The organism is Rahnella sp. BIGb0603, from assembly GCF_024808755.1.
GTDB lineage: Bacteria > Pseudomonadota > Gammaproteobacteria > Enterobacterales > Enterobacteriaceae > Rahnella > Rahnella contaminans.
Window position 1 is genome coordinate 64,449 of record NZ_JANUEX010000012.1, and the last position, 22,604, is coordinate 87,052.

General features: G+C 54.5%; 21 protein-coding genes. 7 read left to right on the forward strand and 14 right to left on the reverse strand.

Going from position 1 to position 22,604, the window contains the following annotated elements; all coding sequences use genetic code 11:
* Window positions 1–15: 15 nt before the first annotated feature.
* Both yigL and pldB read right to left on the reverse strand, forming a co-directional pair.
* Complete coding sequence (gene yigL, locus M2403_RS23530; protein ID WP_152324786.1) at window positions 16–825, reverse strand: sugar/pyridoxal phosphate phosphatase YigL; 810 nt, start codon at window positions 823–825, stop codon at window positions 16–18.
* A gap of 48 nt (window positions 826–873) precedes the next feature.
* Window positions 874–1,866 (reverse strand): lysophospholipase L2, encoded by a 993-nt coding sequence (gene pldB / locus M2403_RS23535; RefSeq protein WP_208951475.1) that lies wholly within the window; start codon window positions 1,864–1,866, stop codon window positions 874–876.
* A 121-nt stretch (window positions 1,867–1,987) separates the two neighbouring features.
* Here pldB and rhtB point away from each other — a divergent pair, with 121 nt between their 5' ends.
* On the forward strand, window positions 1,988–2,608 hold the full coding sequence (gene rhtB / locus M2403_RS23540; RefSeq protein WP_152324784.1) for a homoserine/homoserine lactone efflux protein: 621 nt from the start codon (window positions 1,988–1,990) through the stop codon (window positions 2,606–2,608).
* A 64-nt stretch (window positions 2,609–2,672) separates the two neighbouring features.
* Here rhtB and rhtC read toward each other — a convergent pair whose 3' ends face one another.
* The 3 genes from rhtC to pldA all read right to left on the reverse strand — a co-directional run bounded on the left by rhtC (window position 2,673) and on the right by pldA (window position 6,167).
* Entirely contained in the window at window positions 2,673–3,290 is a 618-nt protein-coding gene (rhtC, locus tag M2403_RS23545; protein WP_165061892.1) for a threonine export protein RhtC, read from the reverse strand.
* Window positions 3,291–3,327: 37 nt separating this feature from the next.
* Window positions 3,328–5,160: an ATP-dependent DNA helicase RecQ gene (gene recQ, locus M2403_RS23550; RefSeq protein WP_165061894.1), complete on the reverse strand. Its 1,833-nt coding sequence runs from the start codon at window positions 5,158–5,160 to the stop codon at window positions 3,328–3,330.
* Between the two features lie 128 nt (window positions 5,161–5,288).
* Window positions 5,289–6,167 carry a phospholipase A gene (gene pldA, locus M2403_RS23555; RefSeq protein WP_152324781.1) on the reverse strand — a complete coding sequence of 293 codons (879 nt, stop codon included), beginning with the start codon at window positions 6,165–6,167 and terminating at the stop codon, window positions 5,289–5,291.
* 250 nt (window positions 6,168–6,417) lie between these two features.
* On the opposite strand from pldA, the gene M2403_RS23560 reads away from it, so the two are divergent.
* Together M2403_RS23560 and rarD are read left to right on the forward strand one after the other, a co-directional pair.
* Window positions 6,418–6,900 carry a thioesterase family protein gene (locus tag M2403_RS23560; protein ID WP_152324780.1) on the forward strand — a complete coding sequence of 161 codons (483 nt, stop codon included), beginning with the start codon at window positions 6,418–6,420 and terminating at the stop codon, window positions 6,898–6,900.
* Between the two features lie 46 nt (window positions 6,901–6,946).
* Window positions 6,947–7,861, forward strand: a complete 915-nt coding sequence (gene rarD / locus M2403_RS23565) for an EamA family transporter RarD (RefSeq protein ID WP_259231141.1) — start codon at window positions 6,947–6,949, stop codon at window positions 7,859–7,861.
* Here rarD and M2403_RS23570 read toward each other — a convergent pair.
* Together M2403_RS23570 and corA are read right to left on the reverse strand one after the other, a co-directional pair.
* On the reverse strand, window positions 7,826–8,893 hold the full coding sequence (locus M2403_RS23570; RefSeq protein WP_405047855.1) for an AbrB family transcriptional regulator: 1,068 nt from the start codon (window positions 8,891–8,893) through the stop codon (window positions 7,826–7,828). The genes rarD and M2403_RS23570 overlap by 36 nt on opposite strands.
* A gap of 138 nt (window positions 8,894–9,031) precedes the next feature.
* A complete protein-coding gene (corA, locus tag M2403_RS23575; RefSeq protein WP_104924058.1) occupies window positions 9,032–9,982 on the reverse strand; it encodes a magnesium/cobalt transporter CorA in 951 nt (316 codons plus the stop codon).
* A 419-nt stretch (window positions 9,983–10,401) separates the two neighbouring features.
* On the opposite strand from corA, the gene M2403_RS23580 reads away from it, so the two are divergent.
* Window positions 10,402–10,878, forward strand: coding sequence for a WbuC family cupin fold metalloprotein (locus tag M2403_RS23580; protein ID WP_259231142.1), 477 nt, complete (start codon window positions 10,402–10,404; stop codon window positions 10,876–10,878).
* Window positions 10,879–11,000: 122 nt separating this feature from the next.
* Here the strand turns inward: M2403_RS23580 and uvrD are convergent, their stop codons facing one another.
* The 7 genes from uvrD to M2403_RS23615 form a co-directional block, all read right to left on the reverse strand.
* On the reverse strand, window positions 11,001–13,166 hold the full coding sequence (gene uvrD / locus M2403_RS23585) for a DNA helicase II (RefSeq protein ID WP_259231143.1): 2,166 nt from the start codon (window positions 13,164–13,166) through the stop codon (window positions 11,001–11,003).
* 85 nt (window positions 13,167–13,251) lie between these two features.
* Complete coding sequence (gene yigB, locus M2403_RS23590; protein ID WP_152324838.1) at window positions 13,252–13,968, reverse strand: 5-amino-6-(5-phospho-D-ribitylamino)uracil phosphatase YigB; 717 nt, start codon at window positions 13,966–13,968, stop codon at window positions 13,252–13,254.
* On the reverse strand, window positions 13,968–14,879 hold the full coding sequence (xerC, locus tag M2403_RS23595) for a tyrosine recombinase XerC (RefSeq protein WP_165061908.1): 912 nt from the start codon (window positions 14,877–14,879) through the stop codon (window positions 13,968–13,970). The genes yigB and xerC overlap by 1 nt, the downstream gene beginning before the upstream one ends.
* Complete coding sequence (locus tag M2403_RS23600; protein WP_101079448.1) at window positions 14,876–15,580, reverse strand: DUF484 domain-containing protein; 705 nt, start codon at window positions 15,578–15,580, stop codon at window positions 14,876–14,878. Before M2403_RS23600 ends, xerC begins: the two co-directional genes overlap by 4 nt.
* On the reverse strand, window positions 15,577–16,401 hold the full coding sequence (gene dapF, locus M2403_RS23605; RefSeq protein ID WP_152324775.1) for a diaminopimelate epimerase: 825 nt from the start codon (window positions 16,399–16,401) through the stop codon (window positions 15,577–15,579). Before dapF ends, M2403_RS23600 begins: the two co-directional genes overlap by 4 nt.
* Window positions 16,402–16,498: 97 nt before the next feature.
* Window positions 16,499–16,702 (reverse strand): LPS translocon maturation chaperone LptM, encoded by a 204-nt coding sequence (locus M2403_RS23610; protein WP_152324774.1) that lies wholly within the window; start codon window positions 16,700–16,702, stop codon window positions 16,499–16,501.
* A gap of 158 nt (window positions 16,703–16,860) precedes the next feature.
* Window positions 16,861–19,419 carry a class I adenylate cyclase gene (locus M2403_RS23615; RefSeq protein ID WP_152324773.1) on the reverse strand — a complete coding sequence of 853 codons (2,559 nt, stop codon included), beginning with the start codon at window positions 19,417–19,419 and terminating at the stop codon, window positions 16,861–16,863.
* 330 nt (window positions 19,420–19,749) lie between these two features.
* Here M2403_RS23615 and hemC point away from each other — a divergent pair, with 330 nt between their 5' ends.
* Genes hemC through hemX form a run of 3 tightly spaced genes read left to right on the forward strand, consistent with a single transcriptional unit; the run spans window position 19,750 to window position 22,602 of the window.
* Window positions 19,750–20,691 (forward strand): hydroxymethylbilane synthase, encoded by a 942-nt coding sequence (gene hemC / locus M2403_RS23620; protein WP_259231145.1) that lies wholly within the window; start codon window positions 19,750–19,752, stop codon window positions 20,689–20,691.
* On the forward strand, window positions 20,688–21,437 hold the full coding sequence (gene hemD, locus M2403_RS23625) for a uroporphyrinogen-III synthase (RefSeq protein WP_165061917.1): 750 nt from the start codon (window positions 20,688–20,690) through the stop codon (window positions 21,435–21,437). The genes hemC and hemD overlap by 4 nt, the downstream gene beginning before the upstream one ends.
* 13 nt (window positions 21,438–21,450) lie before the next feature.
* Window positions 21,451–22,602 carry a uroporphyrinogen-III C-methyltransferase gene (gene hemX, locus M2403_RS23630; protein ID WP_259231146.1) on the forward strand — a complete coding sequence of 384 codons (1,152 nt, stop codon included), beginning with the start codon at window positions 21,451–21,453 and terminating at the stop codon, window positions 22,600–22,602.
* Window positions 22,603–22,604 lie beyond the last annotated feature (2 nt).

A 22,604-nucleotide genomic window follows, 5' to 3' on the forward strand; every position in this document is an offset into this window, starting at 1 on the left:
TGGATTTACAGCAGATCAGCTTTCTTGTGCAAGATACATCTTACGCAGGTAATGCGGCACGGCGTCGTCGGCGTTGGAGCCGATAATTTCCGCATCCGGCAGGGCAGCTTTCAGACGTGGCAATGAGCCACTCATCAGGCACCCTTTACCGGCCATCGACAGCATTTCGAGGTCATTCAGACCGTCACCAAAGGCGATGCAATCTTTCAGCGAATAGCCCATCAGCTTAGAAACATATTCCAGCGCGTGGCCTTTCGATACGCCACCCGCCATCACTTCCAGACATACCGGCAATGAGAAGCTGACGTTGACACGGTCGCCCCAGCGCGCGTTGATGGCTTCTTCCAGCGGCAACAGTTTTTCATGATCTTCACAGGTGAAATACACTTTGCAGATGCCGTCGGTTTCCAGCAAACCCGGTTCATACAATTTGTATTTGAAGACGGATTCACGGAAGAAATCATCCTGATCGGCGCGGTCCCGGTTCATGTACCAGTCATCGTTGCGATAAACGTTGGTCAGAATATCCGGGTTGTTATGCATGATGCCGAACAGGTCTCTGGCAATGTCTTCATCCAGATTGTGCGAGAAAATCAGATCGCCGTCAGTGTTATGCACACGCGCACCGTTGGAGGTGATCATGTACGCACTGATTTCCAGATTATCGCGCATCTGCGCCACGTCGATATGGTGACGCCCGGTGGCGAACACGAAATGCACGTCGCGCTGAGTCAGCAGTTTCAGCGTCTCTTTGGCGAACGGGCTCAGGGTATGATCAGGTGATAGCAGCGTGCCATCTAAATCGGAAGCAACAACATGGTACATAGCGTTAGGTTCTAACCTCTGATGGAGTTGTGCGCGGCGAACCGCGGATTAAAGCTGTCGCGCAAAAAAGCGCATGATAGCGTCCAGCGCCTGTGCCCTCAGGTCGTCCCGTTCAAACAGGATCTCATGGCGCGCGCCTTCAATGACCAGCGGTTTTTCCCCTTCACAAGGATGTCCCGCAACGGCCATGGCCTGACAAAAAGCAAGATGGGACCGGTTATCCACTACGCGGTCTTCGCTCGCCTGCAATAACAGAACCGGCGTGGTGATTTTTTCGGCTTCTTTCAGGATATGCATCCCCGCCTCAATGCCTTCACGCACCCAGTGATAGGTCGGTCCGCCGACCTGCAACTCCGGATAATCAGCATAAAAGCGCAGATTGCGGCGATAACGTGCGCGGCTGTGCGTCAGCTGATTCACCACAAACGGCAGCGGCCGCCAGTGTCCGGTACCCAGCGCATAGCCGTCACGGCGAACCGGACGATTTTCCGCCCAGTTAAGAATACGGCGCGAAACCCAGCCGGGCATCGGAAGATAGATACCGGTCATCGGCGCGAGTAACGCCGCGGCATCGAAATTCTGCGGATTTTTCGCCAGATACAGCGCCAGAATCGCACCACCCATGGAGTGTGCCAGCGCGAACTTTTTCGCATACTGACGCGTCGCAATCTCCAGCTGATAAAAGCGGTCAAAATCTTCGACATAATCATCAAAGTGTTTCACGTGACCGCAATGCGGATCGTCAAGCATCCGCCCGGAACGCCCCTGACCGCGGTGATCGACAATCATGACATCGTAGCCGCAATGGAATAAATCGTAGGCTACTTCAGGATATTTTACGTAGCTTTCAATACGCCCCGGTGACACCACGATGACTTTATCGTGCTCAGGCGAACAAAAGCGGACGTAGCGGATCGGCACATCATCAACGCCGCTAAACTCACCCTCTTCGCGCGTTCGCCAGAAATCCAGCAAAGGCCCGGTCGCAAAGGCTGCAAACTCCTTCTCGCGTGTTAACCACTTCGCATAATTCACAGGCATTCAATGATCCAACGTCGTCAGACAGGCAGGAGGAAAGTGTTATTTGTGAGCTATAGCGCAATTATAGACAATGGCGTATTGTGCCATAAAACAACCTAAAACGTACTCAGGGAGTCCCGCAATGACACTGGACTGGTGGTTAACCTACCTGCTCACCACTTCTATTTTAAGTTTATCACCCGGTTCCGGTGCGATTAATACCATGAGCACGGGCATCAGCCACGGCTATCGTGGTGCCGTAGCCTCGATTGCCGGATTACAACTCGGTCTGGCCATTCACATCGTGCTGGTCGGTATCGGACTCGGGGCGCTGATTTCATCCTCGCTGATGGCCTTTGAAATTCTCAAATGGCTGGGCGCGGCGTACCTGATCTGGCTGGGTATTTGCCAGTGGCGTTCTGCCGGTGCAATTGACCTGAACGCACTCGCCAGCAGTATGCCGCGCCGCCGTTTGTTCAAACGCGCCATTCTGGTGAATCTGACCAATCCCAAAAGCATTGTGTTCCTGGCCGCATTATTCCCGCAGTTTATCATTCCGCACCAGCCACAGGCTGCACAATACGTGGTATTGGGCGTCACCACCGTGGTCGTCGATATCATTGTGATGATCGGTTACGCGACGCTGGCGACCCGAATCGCTAACTGGGTAAAAGCGCCAAAACAAATGCAGTTGCTGAACCGCATCTTTGGCTCGCTGTTTATGCTGGTGGGCGTGTTGCTGGCGAGTGCGCGAAAAGTGTAATTCGCTGAAATGCAAAAAAGGGTCCGGCAAATCACCGGACCCTTTTTTATGCAGAACGTTTTAATCAGCGATTTACGATCAGCGCAATACCGAAGCCAGCGAAAACCACACCTGCCACGCCGTCGATCCATTTCGCTAAACGCTGATACCCGCGACGCATTTTCGGCAGCGCAAACACCATCGCCACTAAAGAGAACCACGCCAGCGTTTCCACCACGATCAGCAGGAAGATACCCAGCCGCTCGCCGCCGCTGACGCTGTCACCGACGAACATGGAAAACACGCTGCCGAAGTAAATCACGGCTTTCGGGTTCGAGAGGTTGGTCAGCAGGCCGCGCATAAAAGTCCGGCCACGCGCGGGCAGAACCACCGGCGTTTCATCGCCATTCTGCTTTTTAGCCCGTGCGGATTTCAGCAACTGCCAGCCCATCCAGCACAGATACAGGCCACCACCGACGGTGATGATCTGATGCAGCCAGGCCATTTTTTGCAGAATTAAGTGTAAACCCATCAGCGCAACCGCCGCCCAGACCAGCACGCCCAGCGTAATGCCAATCACGCCCATCATGGCTTCTTTACGTGACCGGCTGGCGGCAGTTTGTGAAACAAAGAAGAAGTCCGGTCCCGGACTCATCAGCGCGATCAGATGAACCATCGCAACCGTCAGGAATAACATCAGCATGATCAACTCTCAGTGTTATGTGTAGGAAACAGAATTCTTATTCGTCACCGTTATCGATATGGTCACGGATCATATTCATAAATGGCCGACCAAATTTCTCCAGCTTACGCTGACCGACGCCGGTGATATCCAGCAAATCACCTGGACTGACAGGCAGATGTTCGGCCATTTCCAGCAGCGTCGTGTCATTGAAGACCACGTACGGCGGCACATTATTGTCGTCCGCCAGCGACTTACGCAGTTTACGCAATTTGGCAAACAGCTTACGGTCGTAATTCCCGCCATAAGTTTTCTGGCTGGCACTGCTTTTAATTTTGAGCGTCTGAATACGTGGCACCGCCAGTTGCAACGGAATTTCGCCGCGCAATACCGGACGGGCAGATTCGGTCAGTTGTAGCGCCGAATGCATGGCGATGTTCTGAGTAATCAGCCCGAGATGGATCAGCTGGCGTACCACGCTGGTCCAGTGCTCATTGCTGTGCTCTTTACCGATGCCGTAGACGGTCAGTTTTTCGTGGCCGTATTCGCGGATACGTTGGTTGTTCGAGCCGCGCAGTACTTCGACCACGTAACCCAAACCAAAGCGTTGCCCGACGCGCGCCACCACCGACAGCGCTTTTTGCGCGTCCAGCAGGCCATCGTAGCGTTTTGGCGGATCCAGGCACACGTCGCAGTTGCCGCAGGCATTTTGTTTGCCTTCACCAAAATAGTTAAGCAGCACCAGACGGCGGCAGGTTTGCGCTTCGGCAAATGCGTTCATCGCATTCAGTTTGTGGCGTTCCACATCCTGTTGCGCACCGGCCGGTTTTTCTTCCAGACAGCGGCGCAGCCAGGCCATATCCGCCGGATCGTACAACAGCACCGCTTCGGCGGGCAGACCATCACGTCCGGCACGGCCCGTTTCCTGATAATAAGACTCAATGGTGCGGGGAATATCGAAGTGCACCACAAAACGGACGTTAGGCTTGTTGATGCCCATCCCGAATGCGACGGTCGCGACCACAATTTGCAGGTCGTCGCGCTGAAACCCTTCCTGCACGCGGGCGCGGGTTTCGTTATCCAGTCCGGCGTGATACGCGCCAACACTTAGCCCGCGGCTTTGCAATCGCGCGGCGGTGTCTTCAACTTTGGCACGGCTGTTACAGTAAATAATGCCGCTTTTGCCGCGCTGATCCTGCACAAAGCGGATCAGCTGATCGAGCGGTTTAAATTTTTCCACCAGCGTGTAACGGATATTCGGACGGTCAAAACTGCTGACCTGAATCAGCGGATCGTTCAGCTCAAGCAGACGAACAATGTCGTTACGGGTGGCTTCATCGGCGGTCGCGGTCAGCGCGATCACCGGTAATTGCGGGTAACGCAGTTTCAGCTGGCCGAGCGCGCGATATTCCGGACGGAAATCGTGGCCCCATTGAGAAATACAGTGGGCTTCATCGACGGCGAGCATCGCCGGATTCCACTGTTGCAGCTGTTCGAGGAAATCGCCCATCATCAGACGTTCCGGCGCGATATACAGCATTTTGATGCGCCCCGCGCGGCAACCAGCCATCACTTCCAGCTGTTGCTCACGGGTTTGTGTCGAGTTCAGGCAACCGGCTTCAACACCTGCCGCCATCAGCTGATCGACCTGATCTTTCATCAGGGAAATGAGCGGCGAAACGACCAGCGTCAGGCCGTCCATCACCAGTGCGGGGATTTGATAGCACAGCGATTTACCGCCGCCTGTGGGCATCACTACCAGACAATCACGGCCAGAAATGGCGGTGTTGATGATAGTTTGCTGGCCTGGTCTGAATTGCTGATAGCCGAAGGTATCGCGTAATACCTGATGAGCCAGCTCTTCTTTGTTTATCACTGCCGCCGTAGACACTCAATTCCCCAACTGTTCAAACCACCCGGCTAAACCCTAAAGCCGCCGGGGCTGTACTGCACCGACATAATATACCCTAAATAATTCAGGTTGCAGCCAAAGGGCATGCAACCTGAGTATGACGGATATTACATCATGTCGTTAAGCATGATACCGACACCGACGCGAGTTTGCTTGTGGTTGTAGTCGATCAACGATTCGCCGTAACCGCTGAACACCTGCGTGTAGAAGCGAACGTGTTTGCTGATCGGATAGCTCCAGCCCGTTGTCGCGCCGCCGTAGCCGGTGTTCCAGTTGTAACGGCTTTCCACGCTGAACACGCTGTCACCGAGGGCATACCCGACTTTCAGACGGTAATATCCCATGTATTTGGTGATGTCCGGATTATCGTCATTTTTGTCACTTTCCGGCAGGCGATACCAGGGTTTGACATCGACTTGCCAGTTGCCGTGCTGCGCCATAAAGCGCGCATAGACGCGGTTCCAGCTGCGCGAAGTCGGGTCAGAACGTCCGTTGGAATCGTGATTCACGCCGTATTCGGCTTCGCGTAACGTCCATCCCAGGAAGTCGTAATCCGTCGCCCAGGCCAGGAACAGTTGCGGCTCATAGTTAGTTTCGCGGAACGGTGAAGATTCACCACGGTTGGAAAGCTGCCAGAACGATTTCTGCGTATAAGACGCGCCGAGCACCGAGTTATCCCCGGCGATACCACGCCACAGCGGGAATGCCAGACTCAGCTGGAACTCAACTTCATCGTGCTTGGCATTGTCCGCCCAGTCATAAGACTGAATGGCTTTTTTGTTAATATTGCTGGTATCGGTATACAGCAAATAGTTTGATTCATAAGGATAAAGCGTGAACGGGTTGTCGTGATCCTGCAACATACTGGCGATAATGCTGCCACGAACAGCCGGTTTATCATGCACTTCCTGAATGGTGGCTTCAGCCGCATAGCTCAACGCTGGCAACGCCAGAATGGCGGCACCGACAGCCCAAATTTTACGCATTTTCCTTACCCTCGCCCTAAAATTTTAAAATGAGTTATTGTTTATTGGCCCGCTACCTGGCCGTTTTCCTGCAGACTTAAGTCCGGAAATCCAAAGCGGGACATTTTACACACAAATACATTTCTACATGACCACTGAATACATTTATCGGTCGCACTCTGGAATTCCCTTTCTTCCGCACCTAAAATCAACATCCCGTTAACTTTTTCGGCGAACATACGCGTCTTACATTTTCGTCAGGAATCACTCCATGTCTGCTTCATCCCTCAGCCACGAGGCTGCCCTGCAACTGATCGGCAATATTTTCGTTTATGACATGCCGTTTAACCGCGAACTTGGGCTTGAACTTAAACGCCTTGACGTTGATTACGCTGAGCTGAAATTTTCCAATCAGACTAAACTGGTGGGCAATGCGGCACAAAAAATTCTGCATGGCGGCGTAATTGCCGCGGTGCTGGATGTCGCCGCCGGTCTGGTCTGCGTAACCAGTTCGCTTATCCGCCGCGATAAACCCGACCATCCTCTGCTGGAAGCGGAAATGCGTCAGCGGCTGTCGAAAATGGGCACCATCGATTTACGTGTGGATTATCTGCGTCCGGGCCGTGGCGACTACTTTATTGCGTCCGCGAGTCTGGTCCGCGCCGGGAATAAAGTGTCCGTGGCGCGTGTTGATCTGCACAACGATACCGGCGTACACATTGCCACGACCACGGCGACCTATATGGTCGGCTGAAATCGGGTAAACTCCGCTTCTTTCCCTACTCTTTTTCAGGTACCTCATGGACGCACACCGTACCCGGCAGGGCATTATTTTTGCCTTTATTGCCTATCTGATCTGGGGGATCGCTCCGGCGTACTTCAAGCTCATCAGACAGGTGCCTGCTGACGAAATTCTGACTCACCGGGTGATCTGGTCATTCTTCTTTATGTTAGTGCTGCTCTCCGTCAGCCGCAGCTGGGGCGACGTCCGGCGGGTACTGGCACAACCGAAGAAAGTCGGGATGTTACTGATTACTGCCCTGCTTGTCGGTGGGAACTGGCTGATTTTCATCTGGGCCATTAACCATGACCACATTCTCGAAGCCAGCCTCGGCTACTTTATCAATCCGCTGGTGAATGTGGTGCTGGGGATGCTGTTTTTGCGGGAAAGGTTCCGCAGTTTGCAATGGTTTGCCGTGGCGCTGGCGTTTGCCGGAGTACTGGTACAGGTGTGGTTATTTGGCTCTGTGCCGATCATTGCCATCGGTCTGTCACTGACGTTTGCCTTTTACGGTCTGCTGCGTAAAAAAATCGGTGTGGATTCCCAGACCGGTATGCTGATTGAAACGCTGTGGCTGCTGCCGGTTGCGGGAGTCTATCTGTTCTTTATCGCCAACAGCCCGACCAGCAATCTGGCCGCTAATCCGTGGTCGCTGGACTTAATGCTGATGGCCGCAGGGATTATTACTACTATTCCGCTGCTGTTCTTCACCGCTGCCGCTGCCCGCCTGAAGCTTTCAACGCTGGGCTTTTTCCAGTATCTCGGCCCGACGCTGATGTTCCTGCTGGCGGTGGTGTTCTACGGTGAAACCGTTCACCCTTCCCAGTTGATTACGTTCGGTTTTATCTGGATCGGGCTGCTGTTCTTTATTGGCGATGCACTTTACACGCAAGGCCGCCTAAGACGAGGAAGAAGCGGGCACAGCGCTGCGTGATATAAAACGCGCCATCGCGGGACCGGTAGCCAGGATGGTGATCAGACGCAACGTCTGCATCGCCATCACAAAGCCCAAATCCGCATGACTTCCCGCCGCAATAATCGCGACGGTGTCCAGCCCTCCGGGGCTGGTCGCCAGATACGCCGTGAGCATATCCACATGCAGTAATTTCGTCAGCACCCACGCCATTCCCCCGCAAATCAGCATCAGGCCGATAATCGACGCAATCATCTGCGGCAACGTACGCAGCGCCAGCTTGAAGATGGGCCGGGTGAACCGCAGGCCAACGCTCCAGCCAATCAGCGTGTATGCCATCGCCAGCAGCCATTCGGGCACTTCTAAAGTGACAGTGCCGGTGGAATGCAGCACCGCGCCGACGACGGCCGGAAGCAGCAGCGCGCCGGAAGGGATACGCAAACGCGGCCCGAGCCAGACACCGGCCAGCGCCAGAAAAACGGTGGCAAAGAAACGCCACGTCAGCGGCGGAAACCACACGACCGCAGCGGCAAGCGACGCGCCGTCGCCCATCGCCATACGGGCGACAAATGCGGCAGCGGTCGCAACAAACAACACGCGCAGATACTGCATAAATGCCACCAGACGAACGTCCGCACCGAAATCACCGGCCATCGCCACCATTGCGCTGGCACCGCCGGGGGAAGAGCCCCACGCACCGGTCGGGCCGGGTAACTGGCTGAACCGCACCAGCAGCCAGCCGGAAAGCCCGCTGGCCAGCAGCGTCGCCACCAGCACCATCAGCACCAGCGGCCAGTCATTCAGAAGCGGAGGCAAAATGGATGGCGAAAGGCTTTGCGCAATCATGCAGCCCAGCACGCCCTGCGAGATTTTGAAGAACAACGGGTGAATGCGCACACTGGCGCCCAGCAGCCCCATCAGCACGCCGACAATCATCGGCCCGAGCAACAACGCAGCCGGGACATGGAATGCTTGAAATATAATACCGAGAATCAGCGAGGAAACGACGAGGATTATCCACTGGCCCGCCGGAGCCATCCTTTCCATCAACATGGCAGTTGGTCTGTTTTTAAGAGAGTTCAGCGCTCTTTATTAACATATTTCAAACAGGAGAGGGAACCGCAAAGACACAACAAAGACGGAATCCCCCGCCGCGGCAAGGCGCAAGAGGGGGAAATTTTGTCTGGCCGGTTACAGCCAGTTTTTACGTTTGAAGTACAGATAAGGTGCCAGGCCGGCGAGGATCATCAGCGCAATAGCGCCCGGATACCCGAAGGACCATTTCAGTTCAGGCATGAATTCGAAGTTCATCCCGTAGCTGGAGGCCACCAGCGTTGGCGGCAGGAATACCACGGAAACCACCGAGAAAATCTTGATGATGCGGTTCTGTTCGATGTTGATAAAGCCCATCGCCGCCTGCATCAGGAAGTTTACTTTCTGGAACAGGGATTCGTTGTGCGGCAGCAGGGATTCGATATCGCGTAATACTTCGCGCGCCTGCTCCAGCTGACCTGCCGGTAAACGGGCTTTACGCACCAGAAAGTTCAGTGCGCGCTGGGTATCCATCAGGCACAAGCGGACTTTCCAGCCGATATCTTCCAGCTCCGCCAGCGTGGAAAGCGCAGCGTCATATTCGTCGCCCTGATGCCCTTCCATAATCACCCGGCTGAGTTTTTCCAAATCGCTGTAGATGTTTTCAATTTCATCCGCCAGCTGTTCGATTTTGGTTTCGAACAAGTCCAGCAGCAGTTCGTACGCATTCCCATCGACCAGTTTTTGGTTTCTGGCGCGCATACGGTAGAGTCGAAACGCCGGTAATTCGCGCTCGCGCAGGGTATAAAGACGCCCTTCGCGCACGGTAAAGGCGACGGTGCTGTTACCCGCGTGATCTTCAGCGTCTTCGTAATAGAAAAAGGAGTGAATGTGCAGACCGTCTTCGTCTTCAAAGAAACGTGCGGAGGCTTCGATGTCGTCCAGTTCAGGACGCGTCGCCAGGCTTTGCCCTAATTCACATTGAACGCGTTCGCGCTCCTGTTCGTCAGGTTCAACCAAATCCACCCACAATGAGGTTTTGAGATCGTCTGACTCGTCCAGCTCTAAACGGGATAAGCGGCTGTTTTCTAATTTAAAAGCACTCAGCATGTGCCCGTTCTCCCAATAAATACGGAAAGTGGACAACGCGTTGAAGCACAGAAAATCACGAGGTGAGAGATGTCACCGGCGTAATTCAGACCAAATTCAGATCTGACTCACAGCGACAAAACGGGGGTCGCTGACAACCACTAAGGCCATCAGCAAAGAGGAGGGCCTTAGAAGTGGTACCTAATGAACAGGTTATTGAGCCAGTATCTACTGGGTGTGTCCAAGGCGCAGTTCCTCATTGATAATAGTGCGCGCATGTTACGCCGGGAATAAAAAGACTGTCAACCGCCAGTAAATCGATTCTGGCAACATTTATGCGTAAATTTCAGGCATTGTTAGCAACGTTCCCGGCTTATGTGCAGCCGTTTTTTTGGCTACACTCAGAGACCTGATTTCCCCACACTTTTCAGATGACCCTAATGATTAAGCAGATTAACCAAGACACGCTGTGCGACCTGATCACCAAGGCGGCTCACTCGCCAAGACTGCGTCAGAACCTGAATATGCATCCGGCACCGGAAGACGACGTTCAGCGTCTGGCGATCGCCATGGAGCCGGGCACTTACGTGCGTATTCACCGCCATCCGCACACCTGGGAAATGCTGACCGCCCTGCGCGGACGTTTTCTGGTGCTGATTTATGATGCCAGCGGAAAAGTGACCGACCGTCTGTGGCTCGGCGCAGAAACCCGTCTGCTGGAAATCCCGGCCAATACCTGGCACAGCGTGTTATCCCTCGACGAAGGCGGCGTGATTTTTGAAGTGAAACACGGCGCTTATCAGCCGGTACAGGAACACGATTATCTGCCGGGCACCCCGCCGGAAGGCGAAGAAGGCGTAAAAGAAACGCTGGAATGGTATGCGAAAGCAGAAGTGGGTGAGGTTTTCGCCCTTTAATGCGCCGTTGTGCAAGCGTCAGCGGCGGAGCGAGGTTGAGTCCGGCCAGAGCGGAGACACCGGAATGGACACGTAGTCCATGAGGATGTCGAGCACTCCCCGGGCTCAAGATCGCAAGTAAGCTAGCTTGCGGCCTCTAACCTGGCGTAGGCGGCGACGAGCCACTTAATCCCTTCCCCCGGGAATGCGACCTGCAGGCGACTGTGTTCGCCGCTGCCTTCCATGTTGACAATGGTGCCTTCGCCAAATTTAGGGTGTGTCACGCGCTGGCCGAGTTTGAAGCCGGTATCGCTGACGCTGGTTGGCGTGCCGACGCTGCGGTTATTCATCGGGCGCGATACATTGGCACGCATTCTGACTTCTTCGACACAATCTTCCGGTAATTCTCCGACAAATCGTGACGGACGATGGGAGACTTCTTTGCCGTATAAGCGGCGGGTTTCGGCGTAGGTCAGGGTGAGTTTTTGCATGGCGCGGGTGACACCCACGTACGCCAGACGGCGTTCTTCTTCCAGACGCCCGCCTTCTTCCAGTGACATCTGGCTCGGGAACATGCCCTCTTCCATGCCGACGATAAACACCTGCGGGAACTCCAGGCCTTTCGCCGAGTGCAACGTCATCAGTTGCGTGGCGTCCTGATTGGCATCTGCCTGCCCTTCGCCTGCCTCGAGCGCGGCGTGCGACAGGAATGCCTGCAACGGCATCAGATCTTCGTCTTCATCCTGATAGCTGAACTGACGCGTCGCCGTCACCAGTTCCTCTAAGTTTTCGATACGCGCCTGACCTTTTTCGCCTTTTTCCTGCTCATACATGATGAACAGGCCGGAATCTTTGATAACACGGTCGGTCTGGACGTGCAGCGGCATGTCTGACGTTTCATGCGCCAGTGCGTCCACCAGTTCGGTGAAACGCTGCAGGGCAGATGCCGCACGGCCTGCCAGCACTTTTTCCTGTAACAAGACACGCGTGGCCTGCCACATGGTCAGCTGGCGGTCACGGGCGGTCTGGCGCACCACATCCAGCGTACGGTCGCCGATACCGCGCGTCGGGGTGTTCACCACGCGCTCAAACGCCGCATCATCATTACGGTTGGACATCAGACGCAGATACGCCAGCGCATCTTTGATTTCCTGACGGTCAAAGAACCGCTGCCCGCCGTAAATGCGGTATGGCATCGCCATCTGCAGTAACGCTTCTTCCAGCACACGCGACTGGGCGTTGCTGCGGTAAAGAATGGCGCAATCTTTCAGCGCACCGCCGTTGTCCTGCCAGGTTTTTATACGGTTAACCACAAAGCGCGATTCATCCAGTTCATTGAATGCACAATACAGTGATATCGGTTCGCCCTCGCCGTCTTCGGTCCACAGGTTTTTCCCCATACGACCGTTATTATTTTCAATCAGCGAGTTGGCGGCTTTCAGAATGGTGCTGGTCGAGCGGTAATTCTGCTCCAGACGGATGGTTTCCGCATTCGGGAAATCTTTCAGGAAGCGCTGGATGTTTTCGACCTGCGCGCCGCGCCAGCCGTAGATCGACTGGTCATCGTCGCCGACGATCATCACGTTATTGTTGTCGCCCGCCAGCAGACGGATCCACGCATACTGGATGCTGTTGGTGTCCTGGAATTCGTCCACCATCAGATTGGTAAAGCGTTCGCGGTAATGCTGCAAAATATGCGGCTTGTTCAGCCAGAGTTCGTGGGCGCGCAGTAATAACTCGGCGAAATCCACCAGCCCGGCGCGGTCACAGGCTTCCTGATAGGCCTGATAAATTCGTAACCAGGTTGCCTCGACAGGATTGTTATATGTTTCAACGTGCTGCGGGCGCAACCCTTCGTCTTTTTTGCCGTTGATGTACCACATCGCCTGCCGCGGTGGCCATTGTTTCTCATCAATGTTCAGGGCTTTTATCAGGCGCTTGATCAAACGCATCTGGTCGTCGCTGTCGAGGATCTGGAAATCCTGCGGCAGTTTGGCGTCCAGGTGATGTGCGCGCAGCAATCGGTGCGCGAGGCCGTGGAAGGTACCAATCCACATGCCGCCCTGACTGGTGCCAATCAGCTGGTCGATACGGTGGCGCATTTCTGCTGCCGCTTTGTTAGTGAAGGTGACCGCCATAATGGAATACGGCGAGCACTTTTCTACCGCCAGCAGCCACGCGATGCGGTGAACCAGCACGCGGGTTTTGCCACTGCCTGCCCCGGCCAGCACCAACAGATTGCTGCGCGGCGCGGCCACGGCTTCACGTTGTTTTTCATTCAGGCTGTCGAGCAGGTCAGAAACGTCCATAGGCACCGTTTGTCAGGATGAGAAAAGCACTCATCAGATGAATGCTTTTCTACTGTGAATTTATACAGAGTAATTTATGAAGGGATTATAGCAATGCTGTCAGCGATGCCAACTGCGAAATCTCAATATGCGGCAACAGACGGGCATCCTTAATGTGCATCAGGTCGCCTTTACGCAGATTAATCCAGCACGATTGCATGCCGCAACGGACGGAACCCGCGACGTCTGTCGTCAGGTCATCGCCGACATGAAGGATGTTTTCCAGCGGAATATCCAGCTTCATCGACGCCTTTTTATACATGTCGGCGTAAGGTTTCGCCCGGCCATGATCCCCTGCGCGCAGGGTAAACTGAAAATATTGCGCCAGACCACAGGCGTGTGGATCGGCATTGCCATTGGTGATCGCCACTAAAGGCCAGCGTTCAGCCAGTGCGGCCAGCGCATCGTGGTTTTCTTCCGGTACATAAATACGGCTGCGCCACAGGGCGAAGGTTTCCATGGCGGCTTTCGTACCCTGTTTTGCATCGCTTTCACCGAGACCCGCGCGGGTCATGGCCAGATGCACTGCCTGACGACGCCACTCAGTAACGTCGTGATAAATCTCTGCGTCCTCTGCCAGCAATTCTGCACGCATCAGGCGGATGGTATCCGGTGCCATGTCGGCCAGTGCCGGATGAAAACCCTGAATCGATTTCAGCGTTTCAGAATCGGTACGACGGATAACATCGTAATTGTCATACAGCGTGTCGTCTAAATCGAAGGTGATCGCTTCAATGCGTTTCAGCGGACGATAGAACTTCATCATGATTTTCCTCGTTTTGCGCGGGGATGCGCGGCGTCGTAAACCGTCGCCAGATGTTGAAAGTCCAGATGGGTGTAGATTTGCGTAGTAGACAAATTCGCGTGGCCCAAAAGTTCCTGTACCGCGCGTAAATCGCCGCTGGATTCCAGCACATGCGTGGCAAACGAGTGACGCAGTTTATGCGGATGAATATGGCTGTTCACGCCCTGTTTCACGCCCCACTCGGCGAAGCGTTTTTGTACGTTGCGGGCGGAAATCCGGTTGCCCTGGCTCGACAGAAACAGCGCGTCGTCCTTCGGGCCAAACAGCGCACGTCTTTCCAGCCAGTGCTCCAGCCAGGTCACCGCCGTTCGACCGATGGGCACTTTGCGCTCTTTGCTGCCTTTCCCCAGAACACGAACCTCGCCTGAAGCCATATCAATATGCTTGCAGTCGATGCCCACCAGTTCGGATAAACGTAACCCGCCGCCGTACATCACTTCCAGCATCGCGCGGTCACGCACGGAAAGCGGATCGTCGAGATCGATTTCCAGCAGTTTATTCACTTCATCGACGTCGAGATTTTTCGGCAGATGTTTTGGAGAATGCGGGGTGGAAATCCCTTTGGCAGGATTGGCGCTTAACACGCCCTGACGCACCAGCCAGTCGAGAAAGCTGCGCAGCGAAGACATGCGCAGCGCCAGACTGGATGCGCCAAGACCGGCGCGTTTACTGCGGGCCAGCAACATACGCACTTTCGGCGCATCAAGCTGTTGCCAGTGAGCAATGCCAATCTCGCCAGCGATCACGATCAGGGCGTCTAACTGACGGCTGTAATTGGTAGTCGTTAACGGACTGAGCTGACGTTCGACGTGCAAATAACGCAGAAACGCCTCGACTGCGGGATACAGAGGCGATTCGGTGTGGCTCATACCCGTTCGATCCAACGTTCCAGCAGGCCAGGCAGCATTTTAGCCAACTGATCGAGTAAGACGGTGCCCATTCCCGGCTGATAGTGTTGCGGGTCGCGGCTGCTGAAAATCAGCACGCCCAGTTCGCCTTGCTCACCCATCAGGGAAAGCGCGACAGAACCCACGGCTTTGGCCTGCGGCAATAACAGTAACAGTTCGGGACCGTTCAGGCCGCCAAGATAGTGGGGTGTTTCGCCCAGACGCTGAATGCGCATGGATTCAAATGCGCTGCGACTCACCGCCAGATGGGTGAAATCAGAAGGCGCACCGATACGCCAGCCTTCGCTGAACAGGCGCACATTGGCGCCCGCCAGTCCGAGACTGCGCGCCCAGCGTTGCAGGCGGTTCAACATATCCTGCAAACTGCTGGCCGCCGCGAGCGTGGCCTGCAGTTCAATCATCCGCCCGAACAGCGATTCATTGATCGACGCCTGCTCCATCAGCAAGGTAATTTCTTCTTCCAGCTGCGCAATCTGATGACGCTGACGTCCGAGCTGCCACTCCACCAGCGAAGTGCTGCCTTTTACCGGGTGCGGAACGTGCATCTGTTCAACGCTGCGGGCATTGCGGATAAAGAAATCCGGGTTTTGCAGCAGATATTGCATGACGCTGTCGTCGTCAAGCGCAATCACCGGTTCAATCTGGTCATCAAGATTGTTCATAGATGAATAAATCCGTCGTAAACATGAGTGGCAGGTCCGGTCATATACAGCGGATGACCCGGCCCTTTCCAGTGAATATCGAGGCTGCCTCCCGGCAGTTCCACCTGAACTTCTTCTGCAAGTAAACCTTGCTGAATTCCTATGGCAACCGCCGCACAGGCACCGCTTCCGCATGCCTGTGTTTCTCCCGCTCCGCGCTCATATACGCGAAGTTTGACGCTTTCCGGGCTGACAATCTGCATGAACCCGACGTTCACGCGCTCAGGAAAACGCTCGTGGCTTTCAAGCACCGGGCCGAGGATTTCGACTTCTGCCGTCAGAACATCCTCAACCTGCAATACGCAATGCGGGTTTCCCATCGACACGACGCCGCAAAATACTGTGCGCTCTTCTGCACGCAGAATATAGGTCTTTTCCGGTTTTGCTGCACGGAAAGGAACCTGCTGCGGTTCGAAAACCGGCTCGCCCATATTGACCTGAACGTCTTCATCTTCCGTGACAGTCAGCGTCATACGGCCAGTCTGCGTACTGACGCGAATGTCGCGTTTGTTGGTCAGACCTTTGATGCGCACGAAGCGGGCAAAACAGCGCGCACCGTTACCACATTGCGCCACTTCGCTGCCATCCGCGTTGAAAATACGGTAATGGAAGTCTAATTCGGGATCGTAAGGAGGCTCTACCACCAGCAGTTGGTCAAAACCCACACCACGGTGACGATCGGACAATCGACGGATCAACTCAGGAGAGAAATAGACATTTTGAGTGACGGCGTCAACGACCATAAAATCGTTGCCCAGGCCGTGCATTTTGGAGAACTGCATAACTGACTCCGTTTACCGCTGGTCAAATCCAGTCGCGATGATCCCTTCATGATACGAACCGGCACACAGCCGCCGGCACGCCGACACAAAGTGCTGATTAATCTCTGGAGTTCGTCGTGAGATCTTCGGGTGATACACCTTTCTGCTGCGAAGAACCGTCGTTAGCAGTACCCGGTACATTGCTGGTTTTTTGCTTTGTGGCTTTTTCCGGTGGTGGGAAATAAAGCGGCCCTTTCAGCCCGCAACCGGAGAGAGCAAATAGTATCGTCGCGGCCAGAGACCAGCGTAAAACGTTTTTCATTTTATGAATGCCTGTAATTCATGCGACCAAGCTCTCTATCATCGCAGGTGGATCATGAAAAGCAACAGGAATCGATAAAACCCGCGGGCACATTTTTGGGATTTAAAGGGAAAGAAAGCCGGATATTCTGCCGCGTGTCCGCCAGAGGAACACTTTTTCTAATGCAGCTGGAATTGCTGTTTCAGGCGGGAGGGTTCCGCGTCGCTTTCCGGGATAACGGCGCAGGTCGCAGATAACGCGTTGCTGCGAAATGGGATCACCTGGATACGGTCATCAAGCGTCACAATCTGGTAGAACTGAGGCAGGTTGAAGTTAATGAAACTAGAGCCATAGGTGAAGCGGTCATGTGAGGAAGAGTAGAAGCGGCTGACGTCGCGCACCAGATCTTCTTTGCTGCCTTCGCAGTGGTGATACACCTCGACGCGGTTTGACTCATCAAGAATATAGATGTTAAAGCCGATATCGTCAGCGCTGTCTTCGAAGAAGAACTGGATGATACCTTCGCTCGCATAGCCGTCAATAACCGCGGGCAGATGCGCCTGATCGGTCTGCAATTTCACCGACAAACCGTGCAGTTTGTTATTGGAAATGGCTCCGTAAAACTCGACGGCGTTTTCCAGTTTCTGCACGGAAACGCTCAGACGCTCGAAGAACAGTCCCCAGGTCTGCCCGGAAACGCGTACCGCTTTGAAACGGCCAGGTTCCAGACGTTTGCTGGACAGGCGCAGCTCAATGCATTCCGATACCAGTTGCTGAATGCGCGTGCGGATAAGCCCGCGCAAATGCTGGCTGTAGCAGAACACTTCCACCGATTCCGGCGGCGCGGCGTCCTGATGCATTTTACCCAGAATGGTTTTCAGCGCTTCCAGCACCGCCTGCTCGCCGCTGAAATGCAGCGTACGCACTTCATTCCACGAGTTGCGGTAAAGCAAATCAATGCTGCCAACCATGCATTCCTGATTCTGACCGAAGCTGAAAACATCCAGCTTACGGAAATCAAAATGCACGACCTGATTGCGGAATGCTGCAGTCGGATCGTGTTCTAGGTTAACGATAATCGCCAGATGGCGGATTTCGCACGGGCTGTACAACGCTTTTGGCGTCGGTGCCGGTAAACGCAGCGGGAAACTGTGGGACACATCGGCCACCAGTTCGCGCAGTTTAGCGATGTCACACAGACTGCCACTTTTAATGTGCAGGCGCGTGGTCGATGTCAGCAGGCCGTTGAAATACGCCCATGCCACCAGTTTATTCAGGTAACGGTTATATTCCAGCGGCTGATGGCTGACGATAGACTCCATCGACGGCGACTGGTTATACAGGTACCAGCCGGTGCGGTTCGCACGGCCAATCGGCACATGAATGAAGGTTAAATCGTTTTCGGACAGATCAGGTGAAATCTGTGGATTCACCAGCGTGACTTTACCCGGCAGCGCTTCGAATGCGGCGTACAACTTACGGGTCAGCACGCCGATATCCTGCGGGCTGGCGCTGACGCTTAAATTGTTGCGACGGGCAAAGCGAATAAGGTTGCGATAGCTTTGCATCATGGCATCAAGCAGTTCGTTATGCGCTTCGCGCACGCGCTCGATTTTCCAGTTCGCCCGGTTATCCAGGATCGCCAGACGCTCTTCATCCCAACCCCATTCTCCCACCAGCTGGCTGAGAATTTCGCGACGCCATCCCACCGACGCACGGGCGCGGGACAGCTTTTCGCAGACTTTTAAATAGAAACAGCGGCGGACTAAATCAAGGCGGGTGAAATCTTCAATCTGGGTGAGGTAACGGGTCACCCGGTCGAGCATCATACAATATGAATCAAGACCGAAGCAGACGATTTCACCCTGATGCAGACGTTGTTTGATATCCATCGCCAGCAATTGTGTTTTCGGGTATTCCCACGAATAGGTTTCCAGCAGCAGCGTTTTCAGCACCGCTTTGTACGGCGAATCAATACTTTTATAGAGCTGCCAGAGGCTCGCGCCAAAATACTCTTCTGCCGAAAGCGTACTGAGGCCACCGAGATCGAGCCATTCATTAGGCGTCAGCGCGCCCTGTGCATAAAGAGAAAGAACATATTCATCGTAATGCCCTTCTTCTTCGCCCGGCACCATATTCCAGAGAATACGTTTACCGGCCAGACGGACTGCCGTCCGGTAGAATTCGTCGAGCAATAAAATGTGCTGCGTGGAACCACAGTCCTCACCGCCCAGACTGCCGCTTTCATTGTGGCGGAAGCGGTTTTCATCAATCAGGAAGAAACTGACTTCCACGCCCAGCGACGCCGCCCATTTCTCTAACAGGCTGCATTTTTGCTGTAAGCGGTTGCGCTCTTCGTTATCAAGCCAGGACTGGTGGCATACCCAGATATCGAGATCTGAGCTTTGGCTCTGACCAATGGAGGAGGTGCTCCCCATCGAATACACGCCAGTAATCGGCAATTCGCCTTTCGCCAGAGGTTCGAGCGCGCTTCCCCATTTATCTTCGAGGTCATTTAAATAGGTATTTTGGGATTCATCAGGCGTGAAAACGCAGATACCGTGCGGAACCTTACCTTCAAGGTATCCCGGCATCAGAGGGTGATGTTGATGTAGAAAGACGGGAAGCAGCTGGTAGACCTGTTGAAACGCAGGGCCCATTGCTGCCAGTGCACGATCGACTCGTAACTGGTTGATCGCATCCAATCTTTGCTTCAATGTCTCGATGTAGAGGTACAAGACGTTTCGCCTGATTATACAGTGTCTGGAAATAACCCCGTTCCAAATCCGTCATTTATCGTGATGCTTATGCTTTGAACAACCGCGATTGTGCAAATAGTTGACGAATAATTGCTGGAAACGTGATCAATTTAACACCTTGCTGATTGACCGTAAAGAAAGTAACGCACCACAATTACTCTTCCGCTTCTCTGGATTTTACTGCCTGTTCCTGAATGGAACAAATGACCTCCATCATCGTTAACCCTCTTTTACGAATGCCTTCTTACGCTGACAGCTTTCTATTGTCAGTGGTAGGATGGTCGCAGAGACAGTTAAACGGTAACAAACATGTTAGACAAAATCATTCGAATTGCCACCCGGCAGAGCCCTCTGGCTTTGTGGCAGGCACAATATGTTCAAACCCGGCTGATGGCCTGTCACCCCGGTTTACAGGTGGAACTGGTCCCAATGGTCACGAAGGGAGATATCATTTTAGATACTCCTCTGGCCAAAGTGGGCGGCAAGGGTTTGTTCGTTAAAGAGCTTGAACTGGCCATGCTGGATGGACGCGCAGATATCGCCGTACATTCCATGAAAGATGTGCCGGTTGAATTCCCCGAAGGTCTCGGCCTGGTCACTATTTGCGAACGCGAAGATCCGCGCGATGCTTTCGTCTCCAATCATTACGCCAGCCTGGCCGACTTGCCGCACGGTAGCATCGTTGGAACGTCCAGCCTGCGCCGTCAGTGTCAGCTGCGTCAGAAACGTCCTGACTTGCAGATCCGCGATTTGCGCGGGAACGTCGGCACACGTTTATCCAAACTCGATAACGGCGAATACGATGCCATTATTCTGGCCGTTGCCGGGCTGAAACGTCTGGGTCTGGAAGACCGTATCCGCACAGCCCTGACGCCGGAAGAATGTCTGCCCGCTGTCGGACAAGGCGCTGTCGGTATCGAATGCCGCCTTAATGACCAGATCACCCGCGATCTACTCGCGCCTCTGGCGCACCGCGAAACCACAGTGCGCGTGGAGGCCGAACGCGCCATGAATATGCGCCTTGAAGGCGGATGTCAGGTGCCTATCGGCAGTTACGCCGAGCTGGAAGGTAATGAACTGTGGCTCCGTGCGCTGGTTGGCGCACCGGACGGCAGTCAGATGGTGTGTGGCGAACGTCGCGGCCCTTCAGAAAATGCCGAAAGCATGGGTGTTGATCTGGCCGAAGAGTTGCTGGCCAACGGTGCCCGTGAAATTCTGCATGAGGTCTATCAGGGAAACGCCCCGAAATGACCATTCTGGTCACCCGCCCCTCTCCGGGAGGAGAAGCACTGGTCAGCCGGTTGCGCACTTTAGGCCGGGTGGCCTTCCATTCCCCGCTGATTGAATTTGCACCGGGGAACCAGCTCGCAATGTTGCCGAACCTGCTATCCTCATTAAATCAGCAGGATCTGGTGTTTGTACTCTCACAACATGCCGTGAATTACGCCGATCGCGCATTACGTCAGGCCGTGGTTCGCTGGCCGGAGAGCCTCAATTATTACGCGATTGGCCGAACCACCGGCCTGCTTTTTCACCGGGTCAGCAGCCTGCCTGTACTTTATCCGCAGGACGGTGAAACCAGCGAAATGCTGCTCAAGCTTCCGACGCTGCGCCGCCTCGAAGGCAAAAAAGCGCTGATACTGCGCGGCAACGGCGGGCGTGAACTCCTGGCGGAAACACTGACTGAACGGGGCGTCGACGTGACGTACTGCGAGTGCTATCAGCGCAGCCCGATTCATTACGATGCCAGCGAGCAAAGCGCCCAATGGCAACGCGCCGGAATTGACACGCTGGTGGTAACCAGCGGAGAAATGCTGCAACAGCTGTACCAGTTAGTTCCTGATTACTACCGAAACTCATGGTTACTGCGCTGTAATCTGGTGGTGGTCAGCGAACGTTTGGCAACCCTTGCCCGCCAGCTTGGCTGGAGCGCCATTCGGGTTGCCGATAATGCAGATAATGATGCGCTGATCCGCGCATTACAACTACCTGACTAAGGGATGTGCCAAAATGACGGAACAAAAAAATCCTTCCGCTGCGGATGACGAAGTGATGATCTCCAGCGCGGTTGAGAGCCCCCGGCCAGACGCCTCCGGCCGCGACCAGGAGCTGAAATCGTTGCGAAGAAAGCAGCGTACCGCGCCGGTGTTAGGCGCTATCGCAATTATTTTAGTGATTGCGCTTGGCGCGGGCCTTTATTACCACGGCCATCAGCAATCGCTGGCTCAGGCGGCTTCCAACGAAGCGCTTTCTGAACAACTCGATGCCCTGCAAAAAACCCAGCAACAGGATAAACAGCAAATTGCTGCCCTGCTCGCTCAGCAGGACAAAACCCGGCAGGACGCCGAGCGTCAGCAGGCATCATTCGGCCGTCAGCTGAACGAATTGCAGGACAAAGTGGCCAGTATTTCCGGCAGCGATGCCAAAACCTGGTTACTGGCGCAAGCCGACTATCTGGTGAAACTGGCGGGCCGTAAACTCTGGAGCGATCAGGATGTCACGACTGCCGCTGCGCTCCTGAAAAGTGCTGATGCAAGCCTGGCTGATATGAACGATCCCAGCCTCATCGACGTTCGCCGTGCGCTGAACGAAGACGTCGGCAGTTTGTCCGCTGTAGCTCAGGTCGATTTCGACGGCATCATTCTGAAACTGAATCAGCTGTCGAATCAGGTGGATAACCTGCGTCTGGCAGACAATGACACCGACGATTCCCCGATGGACAGCGACAGTTCCAGTTTATCCGGCTCACTGGCCGAATGGCGTCAGAATCTGACCAAAAGCTGGCACAACTTTATGGATGACTTCATCACCATCCGCCGTCGTGATACCAGCGCAGAACCGCTGCTGGCGCCAAATCAGGATGTGTATCTGCGGGAAAATATCCGCTCGCGCCTGCTGATTGCTGCGCAAGCCGTCCCGCGCCATCAGGATGAAGTCTACAAACAGTCGCTGGAAAGCGTATCCACCTGGGTTCGCGCCTACTTTGATACGTCAGATCCGTCGACCAAAGCTTTCCTGGAAGAACTGGACAACCTCAGCCAGCAATCTGTTTCGATGGATGTGCCGGATGAGCTGAAAAGCCAGCCGATGCTGGAAAAACTGATGCAGACCCGCGTGCGTAACCTGCTTCAGCAGCCCGCCGCCGCAACACAGGGGGAATAACG

Bases quoted from the DNA above. Each gene is read 5' to 3' on its own strand.
- yigL (WP_152324786.1), bottom strand. From the start codon at position 825: ATGTACCATGTTGTTGCTTCCGATTTAGATGGCACGCTGCTATCACCT.
- pldB (WP_208951475.1), bottom strand. From the start codon at position 1,866: ATGCCTGTGAATTATGCGAAGTGGTTAACACGCGAGAAGGAGTTTGCA.
- rhtB (WP_152324784.1), top strand. From the start codon at position 1,988: ATGACACTGGACTGGTGGTTAACCTACCTGCTCACCACTTCTATTTTA.
- rhtC (WP_165061892.1), bottom strand. From the start codon at position 3,290: ATGCTGATGTTATTCCTGACGGTTGCGATGGTTCATCTGATCGCGCTG.
- pldA (WP_152324781.1), bottom strand. From the start codon at position 6,167: ATGCGTAAAATTTGGGCTGTCGGTGCCGCCATTCTGGCGTTGCCAGCG.
- M2403_RS23560 (WP_152324780.1), top strand. From the start codon at position 6,418: ATGTCTGCTTCATCCCTCAGCCACGAGGCTGCCCTGCAACTGATCGGC.
- rarD (WP_259231141.1), top strand. From the start codon at position 6,947: ATGGACGCACACCGTACCCGGCAGGGCATTATTTTTGCCTTTATTGCC.
- M2403_RS23570 (WP_405047855.1), bottom strand. From the start codon at position 8,893: ATGTTGATGGAAAGGATGGCTCCGGCGGGCCAGTGGATAATCCTCGTC.
- corA (WP_104924058.1), bottom strand. From the start codon at position 9,982: ATGCTGAGTGCTTTTAAATTAGAAAACAGCCGCTTATCCCGTTTAGAG.
- M2403_RS23580 (WP_259231142.1), top strand. From the start codon at position 10,402: ATGATTAAGCAGATTAACCAAGACACGCTGTGCGACCTGATCACCAAG.
- uvrD (WP_259231143.1), bottom strand. From the start codon at position 13,166: ATGGACGTTTCTGACCTGCTCGACAGCCTGAATGAAAAACAACGTGAA.
- yigB (WP_152324838.1), bottom strand. From the start codon at position 13,968: ATGAAGTTCTATCGTCCGCTGAAACGCATTGAAGCGATCACCTTCGAT.
- xerC (WP_165061908.1), bottom strand. From the start codon at position 14,879: ATGAGCCACACCGAATCGCCTCTGTATCCCGCAGTCGAGGCGTTTCTG.
- M2403_RS23600 (WP_101079448.1), bottom strand. From the start codon at position 15,580: ATGAACAATCTTGATGACCAGATTGAACCGGTGATTGCGCTTGACGAC.
- dapF (WP_152324775.1), bottom strand. From the start codon at position 16,401: ATGCAGTTCTCCAAAATGCACGGCCTGGGCAACGATTTTATGGTCGTT.
- M2403_RS23610 (WP_152324774.1), bottom strand. From the start codon at position 16,702: ATGAAAAACGTTTTACGCTGGTCTCTGGCCGCGACGATACTATTTGCT.
- hemC (WP_259231145.1), top strand. From the start codon at position 19,750: ATGTTAGACAAAATCATTCGAATTGCCACCCGGCAGAGCCCTCTGGCT.
- hemD (WP_165061917.1), top strand. From the start codon at position 20,688: ATGACCATTCTGGTCACCCGCCCCTCTCCGGGAGGAGAAGCACTGGTC.
- hemX (WP_259231146.1), top strand. From the start codon at position 21,451: ATGACGGAACAAAAAAATCCTTCCGCTGCGGATGACGAAGTGATGATC.